At 64.2% G+C, this 18,652-nt stretch carries 16 protein-coding genes; 6 read left to right on the forward strand and 10 right to left on the reverse strand.

What is annotated here, in order from left to right; all coding sequences use genetic code 11:
* The first annotated feature begins 88 nt into the window (after positions 1-88).
* The 3 genes from rsmG to FXB38_RS20285 all read left to right on the forward strand — a co-directional run bounded on the left by rsmG (position 89) and on the right by FXB38_RS20285 (position 2,682).
* Positions 89-760, forward strand: a complete 672-nt coding sequence (gene rsmG, locus FXB38_RS20275; RefSeq protein ID WP_430640181.1) for a 16S rRNA (guanine(527)-N(7))-methyltransferase RsmG — start codon at positions 89-91, stop codon at positions 758-760.
* Between the two features lie 25 nt (positions 761-785).
* The gene (locus FXB38_RS20280) at positions 786-1,640 is read left to right on the forward strand and encodes a ParA family protein (protein WP_148752753.1); all 855 of its coding nucleotides are present in this window, start codon (positions 786-788) and stop codon (positions 1,638-1,640) included.
* A 154-nt stretch (positions 1,641-1,794) separates the two neighbouring features.
* Positions 1,795-2,682 (forward strand): ParB/RepB/Spo0J family partition protein, encoded by an 888-nt coding sequence (locus FXB38_RS20285; RefSeq protein WP_187435013.1) that lies wholly within the window; start codon positions 1,795-1,797, stop codon positions 2,680-2,682.
* 147 nt (positions 2,683-2,829) lie between these two features.
* Here the strand turns inward: FXB38_RS20285 and holA are convergent, their stop codons facing one another.
* From holA to FXB38_RS20305, 4 genes are all read right to left on the reverse strand, one after another.
* Complete coding sequence (gene holA, locus FXB38_RS20290; protein WP_148752755.1) at positions 2,830-3,858, reverse strand: DNA polymerase III subunit delta; 1,029 nt, start codon at positions 3,856-3,858, stop codon at positions 2,830-2,832.
* A 29-nt stretch (positions 3,859-3,887) separates the two neighbouring features.
* Complete coding sequence (locus FXB38_RS20295; RefSeq protein ID WP_148752756.1) at positions 3,888-4,439, reverse strand: LPS assembly lipoprotein LptE; 552 nt, start codon at positions 4,437-4,439, stop codon at positions 3,888-3,890.
* Entirely contained in the window at positions 4,426-7,077 is a 2,652-nt protein-coding gene (gene leuS, locus FXB38_RS20300) for a leucine--tRNA ligase (RefSeq protein WP_148752757.1), read from the reverse strand. The genes FXB38_RS20295 and leuS overlap by 14 nt, the downstream gene beginning before the upstream one ends.
* 257 nt (positions 7,078-7,334) lie before the next feature.
* The gene (locus FXB38_RS20305) at positions 7,335-9,032 is read right to left on the reverse strand and encodes a diguanylate cyclase domain-containing protein (protein WP_148752758.1); all 1,698 of its coding nucleotides are present in this window, start codon (positions 9,030-9,032) and stop codon (positions 7,335-7,337) included.
* 104 nt (positions 9,033-9,136) lie between these two features.
* Between FXB38_RS20305 and FXB38_RS20310 the strand changes: the two genes are divergently transcribed.
* Positions 9,137-9,826 (forward strand): YggS family pyridoxal phosphate-dependent enzyme, encoded by a 690-nt coding sequence (locus tag FXB38_RS20310; protein WP_148752759.1) that lies wholly within the window; start codon positions 9,137-9,139, stop codon positions 9,824-9,826.
* A gap of 139 nt (positions 9,827-9,965) precedes the next feature.
* On the opposite strand, the gene FXB38_RS20315 is transcribed toward FXB38_RS20310, so the two are convergent.
* On the reverse strand, positions 9,966-10,739 hold the full coding sequence (locus FXB38_RS20315) for a 2-keto-4-pentenoate hydratase (protein ID WP_148752760.1): 774 nt from the start codon (positions 10,737-10,739) through the stop codon (positions 9,966-9,968).
* Positions 10,740-10,745: 6 nt separating this feature from the next.
* Positions 10,746-11,282 (reverse strand): L,D-transpeptidase family protein, encoded by a 537-nt coding sequence (locus FXB38_RS20320; protein ID WP_246230005.1) that lies wholly within the window; start codon positions 11,280-11,282, stop codon positions 10,746-10,748.
* A 235-nt stretch (positions 11,283-11,517) separates the two neighbouring features.
* On the opposite strand from FXB38_RS20320, the gene FXB38_RS20325 reads away from it, so the two are divergent.
* Both FXB38_RS20325 and FXB38_RS20330 read left to right on the forward strand, forming a co-directional pair.
* Complete coding sequence (locus FXB38_RS20325) at positions 11,518-12,204, forward strand: response regulator transcription factor (protein ID WP_007598630.1); 687 nt, start codon at positions 11,518-11,520, stop codon at positions 12,202-12,204.
* A 58-nt stretch (positions 12,205-12,262) separates the two neighbouring features.
* Complete coding sequence (locus FXB38_RS20330) at positions 12,263-12,706, forward strand: cyclic nucleotide-binding domain-containing protein (RefSeq protein WP_148752762.1); 444 nt, start codon at positions 12,263-12,265, stop codon at positions 12,704-12,706.
* A 42-nt stretch (positions 12,707-12,748) separates the two neighbouring features.
* Here FXB38_RS20330 and FXB38_RS20335 read toward each other — a convergent pair whose 3' ends face one another.
* The 4 genes from FXB38_RS20335 to FXB38_RS20350 all read right to left on the reverse strand — a co-directional run bounded on the left by FXB38_RS20335 (position 12,749) and on the right by FXB38_RS20350 (position 18,648).
* Positions 12,749-14,305, reverse strand: a complete 1,557-nt coding sequence (locus tag FXB38_RS20335; protein WP_148752763.1) for a hypothetical protein — start codon at positions 14,303-14,305, stop codon at positions 12,749-12,751.
* A 16-nt stretch (positions 14,306-14,321) separates the two neighbouring features.
* Positions 14,322-15,137 carry an exodeoxyribonuclease III gene (gene xth / locus FXB38_RS20340; protein ID WP_148752764.1) on the reverse strand — a complete coding sequence of 272 codons (816 nt, stop codon included), beginning with the start codon at positions 15,135-15,137 and terminating at the stop codon, positions 14,322-14,324.
* A gap of 128 nt (positions 15,138-15,265) precedes the next feature.
* Positions 15,266-16,024 (reverse strand): outer membrane lipoprotein carrier protein LolA, encoded by a 759-nt coding sequence (locus tag FXB38_RS20345; RefSeq protein WP_148752835.1) that lies wholly within the window; start codon positions 16,022-16,024, stop codon positions 15,266-15,268.
* A gap of 152 nt (positions 16,025-16,176) precedes the next feature.
* Complete coding sequence (locus FXB38_RS20350; RefSeq protein WP_148752765.1) at positions 16,177-18,648, reverse strand: DNA translocase FtsK; 2,472 nt, start codon at positions 18,646-18,648, stop codon at positions 16,177-16,179.
* Positions 18,649-18,652: the final 4 nt, after the last annotated feature.

An 18,652-nucleotide genomic window follows, 5' to 3' on the forward strand; every position in this document is an offset into this window, starting at 1 on the left:
ACCGGGCGGGGACAAACCGCTAACCCGACGACCCGGAGCAGGTGAGGGCGCGGCTCGTCGATCCGAGCCGGCATCGACCAAGCCGAAGATCGACAAGGCCAACGCCAACGATCAGGCGCTCGACGCCATCATCGCCGCCGACAAGCGTGAGGCGTTGAAGCTCGCGCCCGTTTCACATGAAACGGAGGTGCGGCTCGATCGCTACATCGCGCTGCTGCGGGAATGGCAGGCCAAGACCAATCTGGTCGCGCCCTCGACTCTGCCGCGGCTCTGGACCCGGCATATCGCCGACTCGCTACAGCTCGTGGATCTCGCGCCGTCAGCTAAACGCTGGGCCGATCTCGGCAGCGGTGGCGGCTTTCCCGGCGTCGTGCTGGCCTGCGCCATGGCGGGGACACCGGGCGCCAGCGTCCACCTCGTCGAGCGAATCGCCAAGAAAGCCGCCTTTTTGCGTGAAGCCATTCGCGTCAGCGCATCTCCGGGGGTCGTACATCTCGCTGAGATCGGGGATAATGTGGATAGAATCACCGGCCCCGTCGATTGCGTCACCGCCCGTGCGCTGGCTCCGCTACATCAGCTCATCGGCTTTGCGGAGCCGCTGATGCGCCAGGGCGCAAAAGCGCTGTTTCTCAAGGGTCAAGATGTAGAGGCTGAATTGACCGACGCCGCTAAATATTGGAATATTCAGCCGCAGCTCTACCAAAGCCGGACCGGTGACGGTTGGATCGTCGAGCTGACTTCAGTCGAACGGCGCGGGTGAACGTTCAGGGGTTGGGGAAATTTCGATGACCGTGATTGACGAGCCGCAGCAAGACCAGACCGCCGAGGTCCCGCATGGTCCCCCGCGCATCCTGGCGCTGGCGAATCAGAAGGGCGGAGTGGGAAAAACAACCACAGCGATCAATCTCGGCACGGCGCTCGCAGCGATCGGCGAGCGCGTTTTGATCGTCGATCTCGATCCGCAGGGTAACGCCTCGACCGGTCTCGGCATCGATCGCCGCAACCGCTCGTGCTCGACCTATGACGTGCTGATCGGCGAATCCAGCTTGCGCGAAGCGGTGGTCTCGACCGCGGTGCCGCGGCTGCACATCGCGCCCTCGACCATGGATCTCTCGGGCCTCGAGCTCGAGCTTGGCACCACGCCGGGCCGCGCCTTCAAGCTGCGCGACGCGATCGGCGCGCTCAACAACAACGTCTCGCCGGAGGCCGACTACACCTACGTGTTGATCGACTGCCCTCCGTCGCTCAACCTGCTCACGGTCAACGCGATGGCTGCGTCGGATGCGATCCTGGTGCCGCTGCAATGCGAGTTCTTCGCGCTCGAAGGTCTGTCGCAATTGCTGCAGACGGTGGAGCAGGTGCGCTCGACGCTCAACCCGAACCTGTCGATCCACGGCATCGTGCTGACCATGTTCGACTCGCGCAACAACCTCTCGAACCAGGTCGTCGCCGACGTCCGCCAGTTCATGGGCGAGAAGGTCTACAAGACCATGATCCCGCGCAACGTGCGCATTTCGGAGGCGCCGTCCTACGGCAAGCCGGTGCTGGTCTACGATCTCAAATGCGTCGGCAGCGAAGCGTACTTGCGGCTCGCCACCGAAGTGATCCAGCGCGAGCGCGAGCTGCGCGTCACGCATTGACGACGATGTCGGTCCGTAGGGTGGGTTAGCCGAAGGCGTAACCCACCATTCTGCCGCCGCGAACAAAACAATGGTGGGTTACGCTTCGCTAACCCGCCCTACGATTCGAAATTCAGTTCTGGAGTGCTGCAGCGTGAATCCAAGGGAGCTGGCGATGGCCGACGAAGCACGTTCGCGATTGGGCCGAGGTCTTGCGAGTCTGATCGGCGATGTCGGCGGCGAAGCTCAGCACGTCGACCGGCCGCGCGCGCAGCGCAAGGTGCCGATCGAATTCATCAAGGCCAATCCGCGCAACCCGCGCCGCACCTTTTCGGACACCGAGCTCAAGGAGCTCTCCGAATCGATCAAGCAGCACGGCGTGATCCAGCCGATCGTGGTGCGCCCCGTGAAGGGCGCGCAGGATCGCTTTGAGATCATCGCCGGCGAGCGGCGCTGGCGCGCCTCGCAGATGGCCGGCCTGCATGAAGTGCCGATCGTGCCGGTCGACATCAGCGACAGCGATGCGCTGGAGTTCGCGATCGTCGAGAACGTGCAGCGCGAAGACCTCAACCCGATGGAAGAGGCGCAGGGCTATCACGCACTCGCCAATGAGTTCAAACGCAGCCAGGACGACATCGCAAGAGTCGTCGGCAAGAGCCGCAGCCACGTCGCCAACATGATGCGACTGACAAAACTGCCGGCCGAGGTGCAGGCCTTCATCGCGACCGGCGAGCTGACCGCCGGTCACGCCCGCGCGCTGATCGGCGTGCCCGATCCGCTCGCCGCCGCCAAGCGCATCGTCGCGGAGGGCCTCAACGTTCGCCAGGCCGAAGCGCTCGCGCATGAAGAGGGTGTGCCGGAGCGCAAGCCGCAAAAGGCGCGCACAACCGCGGGCAAGGAAAAGGATCCTGATACGATCGATCTGGAGAAGCGCGTCAGCGACGCACTCGGCCTCAAGGTTACCGTCAGTCATCGCGATCCCGGCGGCTCGGTCCAGATCAGCTACCGCAACCTCGATCAGCTCGACGAGGTGATGAAGCGGCTGGCGAAGGGCGCGCTGTAATTCACCTTCAATGTTGGTAGGACGCGCAACTCTCCCCACTCGTCATTGCGAGCGAAGCGAGGCAATCCAGAATCTCTCCGCGGACGGATTCTGGATTGCTTCGTCGCAAGAGCTCCTCGCAATGACGGGGAGAGAGCGCGGTCCTAATTAGCCCCGCCGCTTCGCGTTCGCGGCGATAGCCATCAGCGTGCGCTGGGCGATGGCGGCGGCCAGCGTCGATTGCTTGCGGGTGTCGAGCGCGGCGGTTGCGAGCTGCTCGATGATGCCGGCGAGCCTTGCCACGCTGAAATTGCGCAGCGCGGTTTCGACCGCAGGCTTTCGTGAAAAATGCAGCCGCGGATATCCGCCGTCGAGCACGGCGGAGGCCGGCGTGCCGTCGGCAATCGCGAGCGCGGATTTGTGCAGCCATGCCGCCTGGCGCTGTGCCGCCGAGATGATTACGCCGGGATAGGTGCCGGCGATCATGGCCTTTGCGAATTCGGTCTCGACGATATCGGGCCGGCCGGCGAAGGCGCCGTCGACGATCGGATCGAGCTTCAGCTCGGACGCGTCGGCGACGACCGCCATCACGTCATCCAGCGTGATCTCGCCTTTGCCGTGGGCGTAGAGCGTGAGCTTGCGCAGCTCGTTGCGCGAAGCCTGGCGGTCGCCGCCGAGGAACGACATCAGCGCGGCGCGGGCATCCTTGGCGATGCGCAAATTGGCGATGCGGAGCTCGTCCTCCATCAGTTTTGCCAGGTCGCGCTCGGTGTCGGGATAGCAGCCGATCGCCACGGCGGTCTTCGCCTTCTCGCAGGCCTTGCGCAGCGGAGACTCCGGGCGCAGCTCGCCGGCCTCGATCACGATGCGGCAATCCTTCACCGGCATCTCAGCCAGCGTGTCGACGCCGCTGGCAAAGCTGCGCGAGCCGGCGCGGATGCGAATGGCGCGGCGACCGCCGAACAGCGGCACGGTCATGGCCTCGTCGACCAGGCGCGAAGGCTCGGCGGAGAGCTCGTCGCCATCGAGCTTGACCAGCGAGAATGGATCATTGGGATCATCGACCCCAGAGGCGATCAGCGCATCGGCGCGCTCGCGCACGAGGCCGGCATCGGGACCATAGAGCAGGATGATCGGGCGGCCCGCATCGGGGCGGGCGAGGAAGGCATCGATCTCTTTTCCGCGCAGTGCGACCATGACCTAGATCGTCATGCCAGGAAGCAAGCTCAAGTGCCTGCGGTGAAGAACGCGGCGAGCCGGGTGTTGATGTTCTCGGCGATCTCGTTGGCGGCACGATCCTCGGCATCACGCACCGCGCGGTTGCGGGCGAAGCGCTGGTAGGAGCCGGGCATGTCGTAGGACACGCGCGAGAACGTCGTGCCGGTCATCACCGACTTGCCGGTCACGACCTCGATCAGATTGTACTGGCAGTCGATGCCGTAATTCTCGCTGTTCGGCAGGCCGGTGGCGGGATCGACGATCAGGGACGACTTGGTGGAGGTGAAGCGGATCACCAGGCGGTGGGTCGGCGGCATGCCCGTGGCCGAGCCGTAGAGCTTGAACGCCAGCGCGTTGCGGACCTCGACCCCGACCCGGGCTTCGCGGGAGGCGTTCGCCTTGTCGATCGGCGGCAGCTCGACGCCCATCAGCTTCTCACGCAAGCCGGGGGTGCCGTCGGTATGCTCGGCATACATCGGCTGGAAACAGCCAGCCGTCAGCGCCGCCAATGCGGCGACCGCCAGCAAGCGGGCTGCGATACGGATCCTAGCCGACAACATTCACGATCCTCTTGGGGACGATGATCACCTTGCGGACGGGCTTGCCGTCCAGCGCCAGCTTTACAGCATCGAGGGTCAAAGCGGCAGCCTCGATTTCCGGATTCTGGGCCGCTGTTGCAACCGTGACCTCACCCCGCTTCTTGCCGTTGACCTGAACCACCAGGGTCACGCTGTCTTCGACCAGCAAATCGCGTTCGATTTGCGGCCAATTGGCCTCGGAAACCAGCCCGGGCTGGCCCAGACCATTTTGAAACAAGACTTGCCAGCACTCCTCGGCCAGGTGCGGCATCATCGGGGAGAACAGCTGAACCAGGATCTGGCTGGCTTCCCGGATTGCCCAAGCCAAATCTGGAGTGAGGTCAGCGGCTGGCTGGCCGGGGCGCTGCAGCACCTCCGAGAACGTATTCGTGAATTCACGGATATGGGCGAGGCAGACGTTGAAGTGGAGCCGCTCGACGCCGGTCGTGACCTTGTCGAGCGCGCCGTGGGCGGCCTTGCGCAAGGCGGCCGCGTCCGGACCGAAGGCGGCCGGCCGGGTCGCCGGCGCGATCTTGCCGAGTTCCACCGAGTCGTTCACCAGCCGCCACAGCCGCTGCACGAAGCGCGAGGCGCCCTGGACGCGCTCGTCGCTCCAGATCACGTCGCGGTCGGGCGGAGAGTCCGACAGCATGAACCAGCGGGCGACATCGGCGCCGTAGGTCGCGATGATGTCGTCGGGGTCGACCGTATTCTTCTTCGACTTCGACATCTTCTCGATCGCGCCGATCTGGATGTCCTCGCCGGTCGCAAGCAGCGTCGCGCGGCGTCCGTTGCCGCCAACCTCGACCTTCACCTCGGCCGGCTGCACCCAGGTGCCGTCGGCCTTCTGGTAGGTCTCGTGCACCACCATGCCTTGCGTGAACATGCCGGCGAACGGCTCGTCCAGCGCGATGTGCCCGGTCGCCTTCATGGCGCGGGTGAAGAAGCGGCTGTAGAGCAGATGCAGGATCGCGTGCTCGACGCCGCCGATATACTGGTCGACCGGCAGCATCCGGTTGGCGACCGCAGGCGTCGTCGGCGCGTTCTCGTTCCAGGGATCGGTGAAGCGCGCAAAATACCAGGACGAATCCACGAAGGTGTCCATGGTGTCGGTTTCGCGCAACGCCTTAGCCCCGCATTTCGGGCAGGTGATGTGCTTCCAGGTCGGGTGATGATCGAGCGCGTTGCCCGGCTTGTCGAAGCTCACATCCTCCGGCAGCACAACCGGCAGGTCGGCATCCGGGACCGGCACCACGTCGCACTTTGGACAGTGGATGACAGGAATCGGGCAGCCCCAATAGCGCTGGCGCGAAATGCCCCAGTCGCGCAGGCGGAAATTGACCTGTCGCTCGCCGACCGGCGCATTGCCGCGTAGTTCGGCCTCGAGGCGTTTTGCAACTTCTTCCTTCGCCTGCTCGATGGTCATGCCGTCAAGGAAGCGCGAATTGATCATGCGGCCGTCGCCATCATAGGCGGTGTCGGTGATGACGAATGTCTTGGGATCCTGGCCCTCGGGGCACACGACCGGCGTGTTGCCGAGATTGTACTTGTTGACGAAATCGAGGTCGCGCTGGTCATGCGCGGGGCAGCCGAAGATCGCGCCGGTGCCGTATTCCATCAGCACGAAGTTGGCGACATAGACCGGCAGCTTCCAGCTCGGATCGAACGGATGCACCGCGCGGATGCCGGTATCGAAACCCTGCTTCTCCGCGGTGTCGATGATCTCCTGCGCGGTGCCGATCTTCTTGATGTCGGCAATGAACCGCGCAAGCTCGGGGTTCTTCGCGGCTGCCGCCTGCGCCAGCGGATGATCCGACGAGATCGCCATGAATTTCGCGCCGAACAGCGTGTCGGGGCGCGTCGTGAAGATCTTCAGCTCGCTCTCGCCGGCAGGCGTGGTCACCTGATCCAACGCGAAGCGGATCAGCAGGCCTTCAGAGCGGCCGATCCAGTTGCGCTGCATCAGCCGCACCTTGTCGGGCCAGCGGTCGAGCCCGTCCAGCGCGGACAGCAATTCCTGCGCGTACTTCGTGATCTTGAAGACCCACTGGCTCATTTCCCGCTGTTCGACGACGGCACCCGAACGCCAGCCGCGGCCATCGATCACCTGCTCGTTGGCGAGCACGGTCATGTCGACCGGGTCCCAGTTCAGCTTGCGCTTCTCGCGCTCGGCGAGACCTGCGGCCAGCATGTCCAGAAACATCTTCTGCTGATGCTTGTAGTAGCCGGGATCGCAGGTCGCGAATTCGCGCGACCAGTCCAGCGACAGCCCGATCGAGCGGAGCTGCTTCTTCATCGCGGCGATGTTGTCGTAGGTCCAGGCTTTCGGCGCAACCTTGCGCTCGATGGCGGCGTTCTCGGCCGGCAGGCCGAAGGCGTCCCAGCCCATCGGGTGCAGCACGTTGAAGCCCTTGGCGCGCATGAAGCGGGCCAGCACGTCGCCAAGCGTGTAGTTGCGGACATGGCCGATATGGATGCGCCCGGACGGGTAGGGGAACATCTCCAGCACATAATATTTCGGCCGCGAATCGTCATTCTTCGAGACGAAGATCGCCTGTTCGTCCCATTGGCGTTGCCAGCGCGGTTCGGCGTCACGGGCGTTATAGCGTTCGGAGGTCATGGAATCGTTGCGTTTTCGTGGTTTCGGCCGGCTGAATTGGCCGGACTAGGCCATAGAAGTCCTCGGGCGGTCAATGGGTTGCCGCTGGACGCTATGCCCCGCAATGCTGTTCCGCAAAAGTGCGGATGAGGGGATTGGGATCGGATTAAGGGGTGGGTGCGGAGAGCGAGCTCGATCGCGCCGAGGCTGTGGGCTAGAGCATGATCCGGAAAAGTGTGCAGCGGTTTTCCGAAAAGATCATGCTCAAACAATAACCGCTAGCCCGCCATCGCGATTCCAGCGGGGCTGCCCTCGATCCGCAGAATGCCGTGCTCGACGACCTTGTTGCGGCCGCGATGCTTGGCGGCGTAGAGCGCAGCGTCAGCAGCTTCGATCAGGTCGCCCGGACGCAACGCCTCGTTCGGCCGTGTCGCCGCAACGCCGATCGACACCGTGACCACCATGTGGGCGGAGGTGATGTGCGGCAGGCAAAGCTTCAGCACGGCGGCGCGGACCTGTTCGCCGATCTCGACGGCGCGTATCACGTCGGTGTTCGGCAGCAGCAGGCAGAATTCTTCGCCGCCATAGCGCGCCGCAAAGCCCATCGTGTCGCCCGCGATGCCGGACAGCGACTCGCCGAGCCGGGTCAGGCACGAATCGCCTTCGAGATGGCCGTAGGTGTCGTTGAACAGCTTGAAATGATCGACGTCGATCATCAACAGCGCGAGCTCGCTGCCATATTGCTGCGCGCGCATCCATTCGAAGTCGAGCCGGCTCTGGAAGCCGCGGCGGTTGGCAAGTCCCGACAGCATGTCGATCGAGGCCATCACCGTCAGCCGGTCGTTGCTCGCGATCAGCTCGCGCTCGCGCTGGCTGAGCTGGGCGGCCATCGCGTTGAAGGCGCGCGCCAGCGGCACGAATTCGGAGGGCAGCCGGTTGCGCGCCGCGCGGGCCGACAGGTCGCCCTCGCCGAGACGCTTGGCCATGTCCGCGAGCATCTCGATCGGCTTGATCACCAGCTTCTCGGCGGCGATCAGCGCGCCGAGCAACACGAACACGACGACGAAGGCGAGCTGGAGATAGGCGGTGCGGATGTCGCGGCTGACCGCCGCGGATACCTTGTCCTCGTCGATGCTGGCGATCAGGCGGGCATTGGTGCCGGCGATGCGGGTGTAGCTGACCGCGCGGCGTGAGCCATCGGCGGCGAGGAACGACAACGAGCCTTCGTCCTGGTCGGAGCGCAAGGCCATGTCGGCGATCGCCGACATCAGCGGCATGTTGTCGAGCGGACGTCCGACCGCGCTGTGCTGGTCGGCGGGCGCAGCCAGCACGGTGCCGGCGCTGTCGACCAGCACCGCCGTGATGCCGGCGCGGCCGCCGAGATTGTTCATGACCTTCGACATCCAGTCGAGGTTGACGGTTGCGAGCACGACGGCATCGGCAACGCCGCTGAACGCGGAGACCGGATAGACCGCCATGACGGTCGGCGACTGCACGGGCCGCGACAGGATGAAGTCGGACAGGACGAAGCGGCCGGTCTCCTGCGCCAGCTGGAAATACGGCCGGTCGGAGAGATCGAGGCCGACATACATATTGTTGGTCGCGCACTGGATGCGGCCGTCCTGGCCGGCGATCAGGAGCGTGCGAATCCAGGGAAGGCTCGTCGGCAGGCTCGCGCGCAGCACGTCGCAGCTCTTGCTGACGCCGCCGGCGGAGGCGCGGATGAAGGCTTCCGATTTCAGGATGGTCTCGACCGACGAGATTACTTCGCGTTGCGCGTCGGCGCTATGCCGTGCCACCGTGGTGAACTCGGCCGTGGCCTGCGCAATCTGCTTGGTGCGGGTGTCCTCGAGCGAACGAATGCGCTCGAGCATCAAGGGCGCGACCAGAATCACCGCGAGCAACGCAAGCCGGGCCCTGATGCCGAGGACCTGCTTGAGTTTTGCTCGTTTGCGGTTGAAACTAACGTTTGCCATCTTCGCTGCCCCCGCGGGCAAGGTAAAGCGAAGGGTTCAAAAACTCTTTCTTGAACTTGGTAAAATTGGAACTACCTCCGTTACTCCTGCAGTTGATCGACGTCATGACAGAAGCCAATGCCGCGCCGCTAACCGGCGATTCACCAAGCGCGCTCGCCGCGGTCGAAGCGGAGATCGCACGCGCCTGCAAGGATGCGCGGCGCGATCGTGCCTCCGTGACGCTGATCGCGGTGTCCAAGACTTTCGCGGCAGATGCAATTATCCCCGTTATCGGCGCCGGACAGCGCGTATTCGGCGAGAATCGCGTGCAGGAGGCCAAAGGCAAGTGGCCGGCGTTAACGTCTGTTTACTCCGGCATCGCGCTGCATCTGATCGGGCCGCTGCAATCCAACAAGGCGAAAGAGGCGGTGGCGCTGTTCGATGCCATCCATTCGGTCGACCGTCCGAGCATTTGCCAGGCGTTAGCCAAAGAAATCGAATCCCAGAACAAGCACCCGCAACTCTTCGTCCAGATCAACACCGGCGAGGAGCCGCAGAAGGCCGGCGTCGCGCCCGGAGAGGCCGACGCCTTCCTCGCGAGCTGCCGCGACACCTACGGGCTGACGATCTCCGGCCTGATGTGCATCCCGCCAGTGGAGGAGCCGCCGGCGGCGCATTTCGCGCTGACCGCCAAGATCGCCGCGCGCAATGGCTTGCAGAATTTGTCGATGGGCATGAGTGCGGATTATGCGACCGCGATCATGCTTGGCGCCACCCATGTGCGCGTGGGAAGCGCGATCTTCGGGCATCGGTGATAGCCGTTGGCGAGGGCCGGGAGCCAACACGAGCTCTCTCATTCGTCATTGCGAGCGCAGCGAAGCAATCCAGAGTCCCTCCGCGGAAAGATTCTGGAATGCTTCGCTGCGCTCGCAACGACGGCGGAGTACGCCGCACCTACGCGAGCCTCACCGACACCTCCCCCAGCACGCCGAAATCCACCGCAAAGTGATCGCCGGCCTGGATCGGCAGTGGCGGATGGCACGTGCCTGTCGTCACCACCTCCCCTGCCCGCAAGGTGATGCCGAGTCCGCGCAGCTCGTTGGCGAGCCAGGTCAGTGCAACACGGGGATCGCCGAGCACGTTCTTGCCGTGACCGACATAGCGCTCGCCGCGCAACGTGATCTGCGGCCGCTCTTCGACGAGATCCATCGCGCGCCAATTGGCTGATGTCGCGGCACCCAGTACGAACAGATGCGCGCAGGCATTGTCGGCGATCAGCTGCGCCTCGCCGGCGCTGGCAAAATCGGCGAAGCGCGAATCGGGGATCTCGATCGCGGGATGCAGCGTGTCGACGGCGGCAAGCGCCTGGTCGATACTGTAAGGCACCGGTCGCGGCGCCAGGTCGCGTCCCATGCGGAAGCAGAATTCCGGCTCGCCGACGCGCATCGCGTTGCCCTTCATCGATGCGGTGCCGCCATCGGCGATGACAGTGTCGCGCATGATGCGACCAGCCAGCGGGCCTGCGACATTGATGTGCTTCTGTCCGGCCTCGCTCGTCGCGGCGATCTTCCAGCCGAACACTCGACCGCCAAGCGCGGCCTGCACGGCGTAACCGTCAGTGCGGCTCTGCGGCCGCAGCCGCGTCTCGAGCGCGTCAAGCTTGCTGCCGTCACGCCAATGCTGGACGAGGACCTGCGAGGCGGCGGCGATCTGATCCTGGTCGAGCATGTGTCCTCACCCGATGATGATTTTTGTTCTTGGTCCTATCAGCCGCAGCAGTTGCAGCATCGCCGCCTTGGTCATGGAGACGCAGCCCGCGGTCGGGCCGAAATTGTCGCGCGCCAGATGCAGGAACACCGCGCTGCCGCGGCCGGCGATGCGCGGCCGGGTGTTGTGGTCGATTTCGATGATGAAGTCATAGAGCTGGTCGGCGCGCTTGAGCCGGTCGCCGCCCTCGCCCTCCCCGCGCCGGATCCACTGGTTGTAGTGGCGATCGCCGGGATCTTCGCACCAGGCGTCGGCGTCGCCGATGGTTCGCGCCGGTAAAAAAGTCTGCGGCCGGCTGTGCCGGTCGCCCCGCCACCACAACTGTCGGGGCCGAAAATGGCCCCTGGGGGTGCCACCGTCGCCCTCGCGCTTGTTGGCCAGAATGCCGCCGCGGCCCAGCGCCACCGGAATCGTCAGCTGTCCGGCTGTCAGCCAGCCCCGCCGCGGATTGCCGGCGGCAGGCTTAACGCGGATCGCCGAGAGCTGCCGGGAGCGTCGATTCATAAGATAAGCGCTTGAACTGGCGTCATTTTTCATGTGAACGGGCAGTGTCGAATTCATTACAGGACATTCATCAGTCCGCCCTGCTATTCTGGGTTAGAGTAATTCCGGCTTGTGAATCGGTAACAGCCCACTACTTCAACACGAACAACAATAAAAACGGCAACCTTTAAACTTCCCATCACGGCTGGGTGCGGCATGCATGCGCGCCCGGTCGACCCCAAAAGGATGATCCCCTATGGCCAATGCCCGCAAGATCCTGATCGTGGATGACGATACCGATCTGCGCGACACGTTGGTGGAGCAACTATCGCTACACGAAGAATTTGAAGCCTCAGCCGTCGACACTGGCGCCAAGGGCGCCAGCGCCGCAAAGGCCAACGCCCCCGATCTCGTGCTGATGGATGTCGGCCTTCCCGACACCGACGGTCGCGAAGTTGTCCGCTCGCTGCGCAAGGGCGGCTTCAAGGCGCCGATCATCATGCTGACGGGGCATGATACCGATTCCGACACGATTTTAGGGCTGGAATCCGGCGCGAACGATTATGTGGCCAAGCCGTTCCGCTTTGCCGTGCTGCTGGCCCGCATTCGCGCCCAGCTGCGCCAGCACGAGGCCAGCGAGGACGCGGTGTTCTCGGTCGGCCCCTACTCTTTCCGCCCCGGCTCCAAGATGCTGACCGCCGCCAATGCGCGCAAGGTCCGCCTCACCGAGAAGGAAACGGCGATCCTGCGCTTCCTGTACCGGGCCGGCCAGATGCCGGTCTCACGCGAGACCCTGCTCCAGGAGGTCTGGGGCTACAATTCCGGCGTCACCACCCACACGCTGGAAACCCACATCTACCGTCTCCGCCAGAAGATCGAGAAGGACGCCGCCAATCCGGAGATCCTGGTGACGGAAGCCGGTGGCTACAAGCTGGTGCCGTGATACGCTTGGGGGGCGTGCGAATCGTTTTAGATCGCGTGCCCTTGAGCCTCGGATCTGAATGTCAATCGACGACGACGTAGCGCTGCTCGAGCGGGTCCCGACACTGCGCCTGTTGGGAGACGCCTCGTTGCGCATGCTGGCGATCGGCTCCGAGCAGCGTGACTTCGTCCGCGGCGACATCCTGTTCAATCTCGGCGACGATGCCGACGCCGGCTTCGTGGTCCAGCGCGGCGCCTTTCGCGTCGATGACGGCGCCGGCGCCGAGATGATCGCAGGTCCCGGCACGCTGATCGGCGAGCTCGCGCTGGTCGTGCCGATGAAGCGGCCCTCGGGCGCGGTTGCGCTGGAGCATTCCTCCGTCATCCGCGTCGCGCGCAGCCTGTTTCAGCGCGTGCTCGAAAGCGACCCTCCCGCCGCACTCCGCCTTCGCGACGAGTTCGCGGTTCGCTCCAGCCAGATCGCGAGCGATATCTTGATGGCCGGTGCGAAGCTGAGCACTTGAGCGCGGCGGATTTCGCCGGGCCCTGCCCCGCAGATTTCATCCTCAGTCGAATTCATACAGCGCGCTGCGGTCGTCCTGGTAAAGCCGCCGCAGTCCCGGCATAACCGCCAGGTGCGACGCATCGACGTCGAGCAACCAGACATAGTCGAAGCGATCGCGCGGAATCTGCGCGATCCTTTGCGCAAGCGTAGTGCTCAGATCGCCGTCGCAGTCGCCTGGGACGACCTCGATGTACTGAGACGGATCTGCGTTGAACGCGGTGCCGCGCGCACGGAGGGGTGTCAGCAGCTGTTGACCACCCGATGCATCCCATTGCGAATTGACGAAGGCGTCCCGCCGGACGATGGCGAGCGACCCCAGATGCGCGACACGCGGTGCGCGCCATTGCTCGCAGGTCGGCGGCCTTGTCAGGACCGCGATGCTCGCGCCGCGCGGGACGTCCTTCAGGGCCTGCAAATGTTGCGCGTAACCGGAATCATAGGCCGCAAATCCGACAGCCATGGCGACGATCCGTATCGCAAAAACCGTCAGCGCCGTGCCGGCAATGACGGCGGAGCCGCGCTGCAAGCCGTCGGTGGGCGCGATGGCGGTGAGGCCGATCATGAAAAAGATGGGCCACAGCCGGACATCGGCATAGACCGCGCCGAACATCTCGCCCGGCATCAGCAGGATCAGCACGAGGAAGCTCGCTGCTCCGACCAGCAGTGGCGGGTTCACCCTGACGGCGCGGCTGCGGATTCCAAAGTACAGCAGGCCAATCGCCAACAGCAGGCTCAGCGTATCCAGCCAGACATTCTGGTCGCGCAGCGTCCATACCAGTCCAAGGATCTTCGTGCCGATGTCGAAGAAATGACCCGTCAAGGCGGCGCCATTGCCTTGCCGCCAGACAATCATGAGCACGGCAGGAATCATGATGGGCCAGGCGCGTCGCAGGATGACCATCACCATGGAAGGCCACGCTGCCGGGGCGCGATTCCAGCCGCGGCAGAGCTCAAAGGCACCGACGAGGACGACCAGAACGACCCAGCCATAAGCGTGGGCAAGCCAGACCAGAGAGGCGGCCGCAGCGAACAGCGCGGCGCGCAGCACCGAGCCATTCTTCCCTGTCGTCTCGACCCAGGATGCGAAAACGTGAAACGCGAGCGAGCAGCCAAGCCAATAATTCACGAATCCGAGCTGGAACGGATAGGACATCGCGAACCATGCGGCCGCGAGGGCAAAAAGCGTAAGCTCCCCATGCAGCGCCCGGCTGATACGCCCGATCGCAGAGATCATGAGGAGCGGAAGCGCCAGCGCAATCAGCCAGGCGGCGCGTTCGACGCCGAGCATCGGTGCCAGCGGAGCGATGAGCAATTCGACGCCGAGATTGCCGACCAGCTGCCAGTGAAAATCCCAGTTCTGCTGGAGCGCCGGCGAGTCCGCCAGATGCAGCTGCAAATGGTAGCGGCCGATATGGGCCAGGAAATCGATCAGCGGCGGCGTGTGCACGAACCAGAAGGGCATCGTGCTCAGCAACATCAATCCCGGCACGACGAAACGCGAATTCCACCATGCGCGAACCGGTGGTTCTGAGTGCTCTGACGGCGCGAGCGTGCCCATCCTCGTCTCCGAAGGCCTAAACGTCCAGCGTCACCGTCACCGGCACGTGATCAGACGGTCGCTCCCAGCTTCGCGCATCACGCAGGATTTTGAAATCGCTGACAGCGTCCTTCAGCGCGCGCGAGACCCAGATGTGGTCGAGCCTGCGGCCGCGGTCGCCGACGGTCCAGTCGGCGGAACGATAGCTCCACCACGTATAGACCTTTTCCGACGGCGGGATGCGGTCGCGCGCGACGTCGACCCATTCGCCGGCGCGCAGTGCGGCCTGCAGCTTTTCGGTTTCGATCGGCGTGTGCGAGACGATCTTCAGGAGCTGCTTGTGCGACCACACGTCGTTCTCGTGCGGCGCGACGTTGAGATCGCCGACCAGGATGTGGCGATCCTCTCCGCGCGGATGCAGCGGTTCGCACGCCTTCATCTCATCGAGAAAGCGGAGCTTGTGGTCGAATTTCTCGTTCTGCGCGGGGTCCGGAATGTCACCGCCGGCGGGCACGTAGAAATTGTGCAGCACCAGCGGCTTTGCAATGTTGGCCTTCTCGCCGAACGACACCGAGATATGACGCGAATCCAGCTTGTCGCAGAAGGTCCGGATGTCCGTGGACTCAAACGGAATCTTCGAGACGATGGCGACGCCGTGATAGCCCTTCTGCCCGTTCAACGCGACGTGCTCGTAGCCGAGCCGCTTGAAGCGCTTCAGTGGAAAGGCGTCGTCGATGCACTTGGTCTCCTGGAGGCACAGCACGTCCGGCCGCTCGCTCTTGAGAAGCTTCGCGACCAGATCGATGCGCAGCCGCACCGAATTGATGTTCCAGGTTGTCAGGGAAAGACGCATGAGAATTGCGTCTTAGCAAGCTCTCGTAGGGTGGGCAAAGGCGCAAAGCGCCGTGCCCACCGTCTTTTCTGGGTTTGGATCGAATGGTGGGCACGCTTCGCTTTGCCTACCCTACGGCACCACGGGATTTACCCCGGTGACGGCACGCTGTAATTGGTGAAGTCGATCTTGAACATACTGGGATCGAGCTTCTTGCTCGTGTCCAGATTATAAACCGCGAATGTGGTGTCGTAGCCCTGAGGATCGGTCACCGTCCATTGCTTCAACTGGCCGTCCTTGGCGCCGAGCATCAGCAAGAGGCGACTGGTGCCGACCAGCGCCTGCTTCTCCTCGATGGTGACGCTGATGAAGAGGTCGTCGGCTGTGACACTGACGACGTTGGTGTCCTTCATCAGGTCGATGCGATCGGATAGCAGGAAGCGGAGCGGTGTCTGTGACAGCGGATAGACGTCCTGCGTCGCGAGCTTGCGGTCCCGCACCACGAGGGAGGATCCATCGGCAACGATGTCGATCGGGCTCGGCGGATCATATTCGACGCGCATCTTGCCGGGCTTCTGGATGTAGAAATCGCCCTGCGTCTTGCTGCCGTCGGGGCCGACCTGGACGAAATTCCCGACCAGCGTCGACAGCGAGGACAGATAGGCGCTGACCTTGGCCGCCTGCGCCTTCTGGTTCGCATCGAAGGTCTGGAAGATGCTGCTAGGTACGTTGCGGCGCGGATCGGGAATGACCGGATTCGGTGGCGCCTGCGTCGCGCCCGTGATCGACGGTCCGCCCGACGGCGGAGCAGCGTCGCGGCCCTTCGGCGCGGGTTTCGGCACGGGCACGGTCTGTGCAAACGACGCCGCGGTCACCATCGCGGCGGTGACGAGAAGCACGCCCGCCACGCGCGCGCTGCGCGCAGCGAAAGAGGCGGCGAATCGAATGTCCGGATGTTGGGTCAACGCGTCGTCCTGTGTGGCTGGGCGTCGTTTTAGCGTGATTTCGGGCAAAAGCAGATAACGTTTTTGCGTGAAATAGGATTTTGAGGCGGCTTGCCTCACATATGGCTGTCTTCTTCCTCGACCAGAATCTCGCGCTTGCCGGCGTGATTGGCGGGTCCGACGATGCCTTCCAGTTCCATGCGCTCCATCAGCGATGCGGCGCGGTTATAGCCGATTTGCAGGCGGCGCTGGATGTAGCTGGTCGAGGCCTTGCGGTCGCGCTTGACGATGGCAACGGCCTGCTGGAACAGGTCGCCGCCACCATCCGCGCCCATGCCGCTGGCGTCGAACACGGCGCCGTCCTCGTCCTCGGTCGGCTCTTCGGCCGTGACCGCTTCCAGATATTCCGGCTGGCCCTGCGTCTTGAGGTGGCGCACCACCTTCTCGACTTCCTCGTCCGAGGCAAAGGGGCCGTGCACGCGGCTGATGCGGCCGCCGCCGGCCATGTAGAGCATGTCGCCCTGGCCGAGCAGCTGCTCAGCGCCCATCTCGCCCAAAATGGTGCGGCTGTCGATCTTCGAGGTGACCTGGAAGGCGATGCGGGTCGGGAAGTTCGCCTTGATGGTGCCGGTGATGACGTCGACCGACGGACGCTGCGTCGCGAGGATCACATGCAGGCCGGCGGCGCGCGCCATCTGCGCGAGACGTTGAACGGCGCCTTCGATGTCCTTGCCGGCGACCATCATCAGGTCGGCCATTTCGTCGACGATGATGACGATGTAGGGCAGCGGGTCGAGCGAGAGCTTCTCTTCCTCGTAGATCGCCTTGCCGGTTTCCTTGTCGAAGCCGGTATGCACGGTACGCGTCGGCTCTTCGCCCTTGGCTTTCAACTCGCCCAGGCGCGTGTTGTAGCCGTCGATGTTGCGCACACCGAGCTTGGCCATGTTCTTGTAGCGCTCTTCCATCTCGCGCACGGCCCATTTCAACGCGACCACCGCCTTCTTCGGATCGGTCACGACGGGAGTGAGCAGATGGGGAATGCCGTCATAGACAGAGAGTTCGAGCATCTTCGGATCGACCATGATCAGCCGGCACTGATCCGGGCGCAGCCGATAGACCAGGCTGAGGATCATGGTGTTGATCGCGACCGACTTGCCGGAGCCGGTGGTACCGGCGATCAGCATGTGCGGCGTGCGCGCGAGGTCGATGATGACGGGATCGCCGCCAATGGTCTTGCCGAGGCAGAGCGGCAGTTTTGCAACCGTGTCGATGGTCTCCTTGGCAACCAGCAGCTCGCGCAGATAGACCTTTTCACGATGCGCGTTCGGCAGCTCGATGCCGATGGCATTGCGACCGGGAACGACGGCGACGCGCGCAGACAATGCGCTCATCGAACGCGCGATGTCGTCGGCTAGCCCGATCACGCGCGACGACTTGATGCCGGGTGCCGGTTCGAGCTCGTACAGCGTGACGACCGGACCTGGATTGGCCTTCACGATCTCGCCGCGCACGCCGAAATCCTGCAGCACGCCCTCGAGCGCACGCGAATTGGCTTCCAGCTCGGCCTTGCTGAGCGGCTGGCGATCGCCGGCCTTGGGCGCAGCCAGAACGGACACGGACGGTAGCTCGAACTTGTCGGAGGATTTCCTGGACGCGGGTTTCGGTGCAGCCTTCTTGCGCGACGCGCGCGCGGGCGCTTCCTCTTCCTCCTCCTCGTCTTCCTCTTCTTCGTGCTCGTGGTCGTAATCCTCGTCCGCGGACTGCGGTGAGATCGGGGGCGCGGCGCGGCCGCCGAGATTGGGTTCCTGCCGGCTGAACGAAACTGCCTTGGTCTTCGATCCGCTCGAGACCAGCGAGCGATAGGCCGCGCCGAATAGCCAGATCAACCGCGCCTTGGTGCTCATCAGCGCGTGGAACAGCCAGCCCAGCGACACCGAGCCACGATCGCTCTCCTCGTCTCCGTCGAGCGGCTTGTCGTCGTCCTCGATCTCCGCGAGCTCTTCGTCATGCTCGCGTGCGCCGAGCCCGCAGGCGATCAGGAAGGTCGCAGCCAGCGCGACGAACAGGATGATTCCGAGCACCATGCGATAGATTGCGCCGGGCGGCCCGAAGATCACCGCGGGTGCGCGCACCAGCGCATCGCCGACCACGCCGCCAAGCCCGGTCGGCAGCGGCCAGGCGCCACCATGCGGCCAGCAGCTGACAAAGCCTGCCGCGATCACGGTGCAGAGAATCCAGCAGCCGAGCCGCAGCGCCTCGCGATCGAATGGGCGATGGGTCATCATGCGCCAGCCCCACACCGCAACCGTCAGGATCAGCATGATCGCGCCGAGGCCGAGGATCTGCATCGCGAGGTCGGCGCCGATGGCGCCGGCATAGCCGAGAACGTTGTGGATCGGCCGCGAGGTCGCGTGGCTGAGGCTCGGGTCCTGCACCGACCAGGTCATCAGCGCGGCGGACGCGACGCCCGAGAGCGTGATCAGGCCGAAGCCGGTGAGCTCGCGCACGCGCCGGCTCAGCGCCTCGCGGATCGAGGGCGGCAGATGGCCGACCAGGGGAATGACACGTTCGATTGCCGACATGCTCATGGGC

The sequence above is a fragment of the Bradyrhizobium cytisi genome, assembly GCF_008123515.1.
Classification (GTDB): domain Bacteria; phylum Pseudomonadota; class Alphaproteobacteria; order Rhizobiales; family Xanthobacteraceae; genus Bradyrhizobium; species Bradyrhizobium cytisi.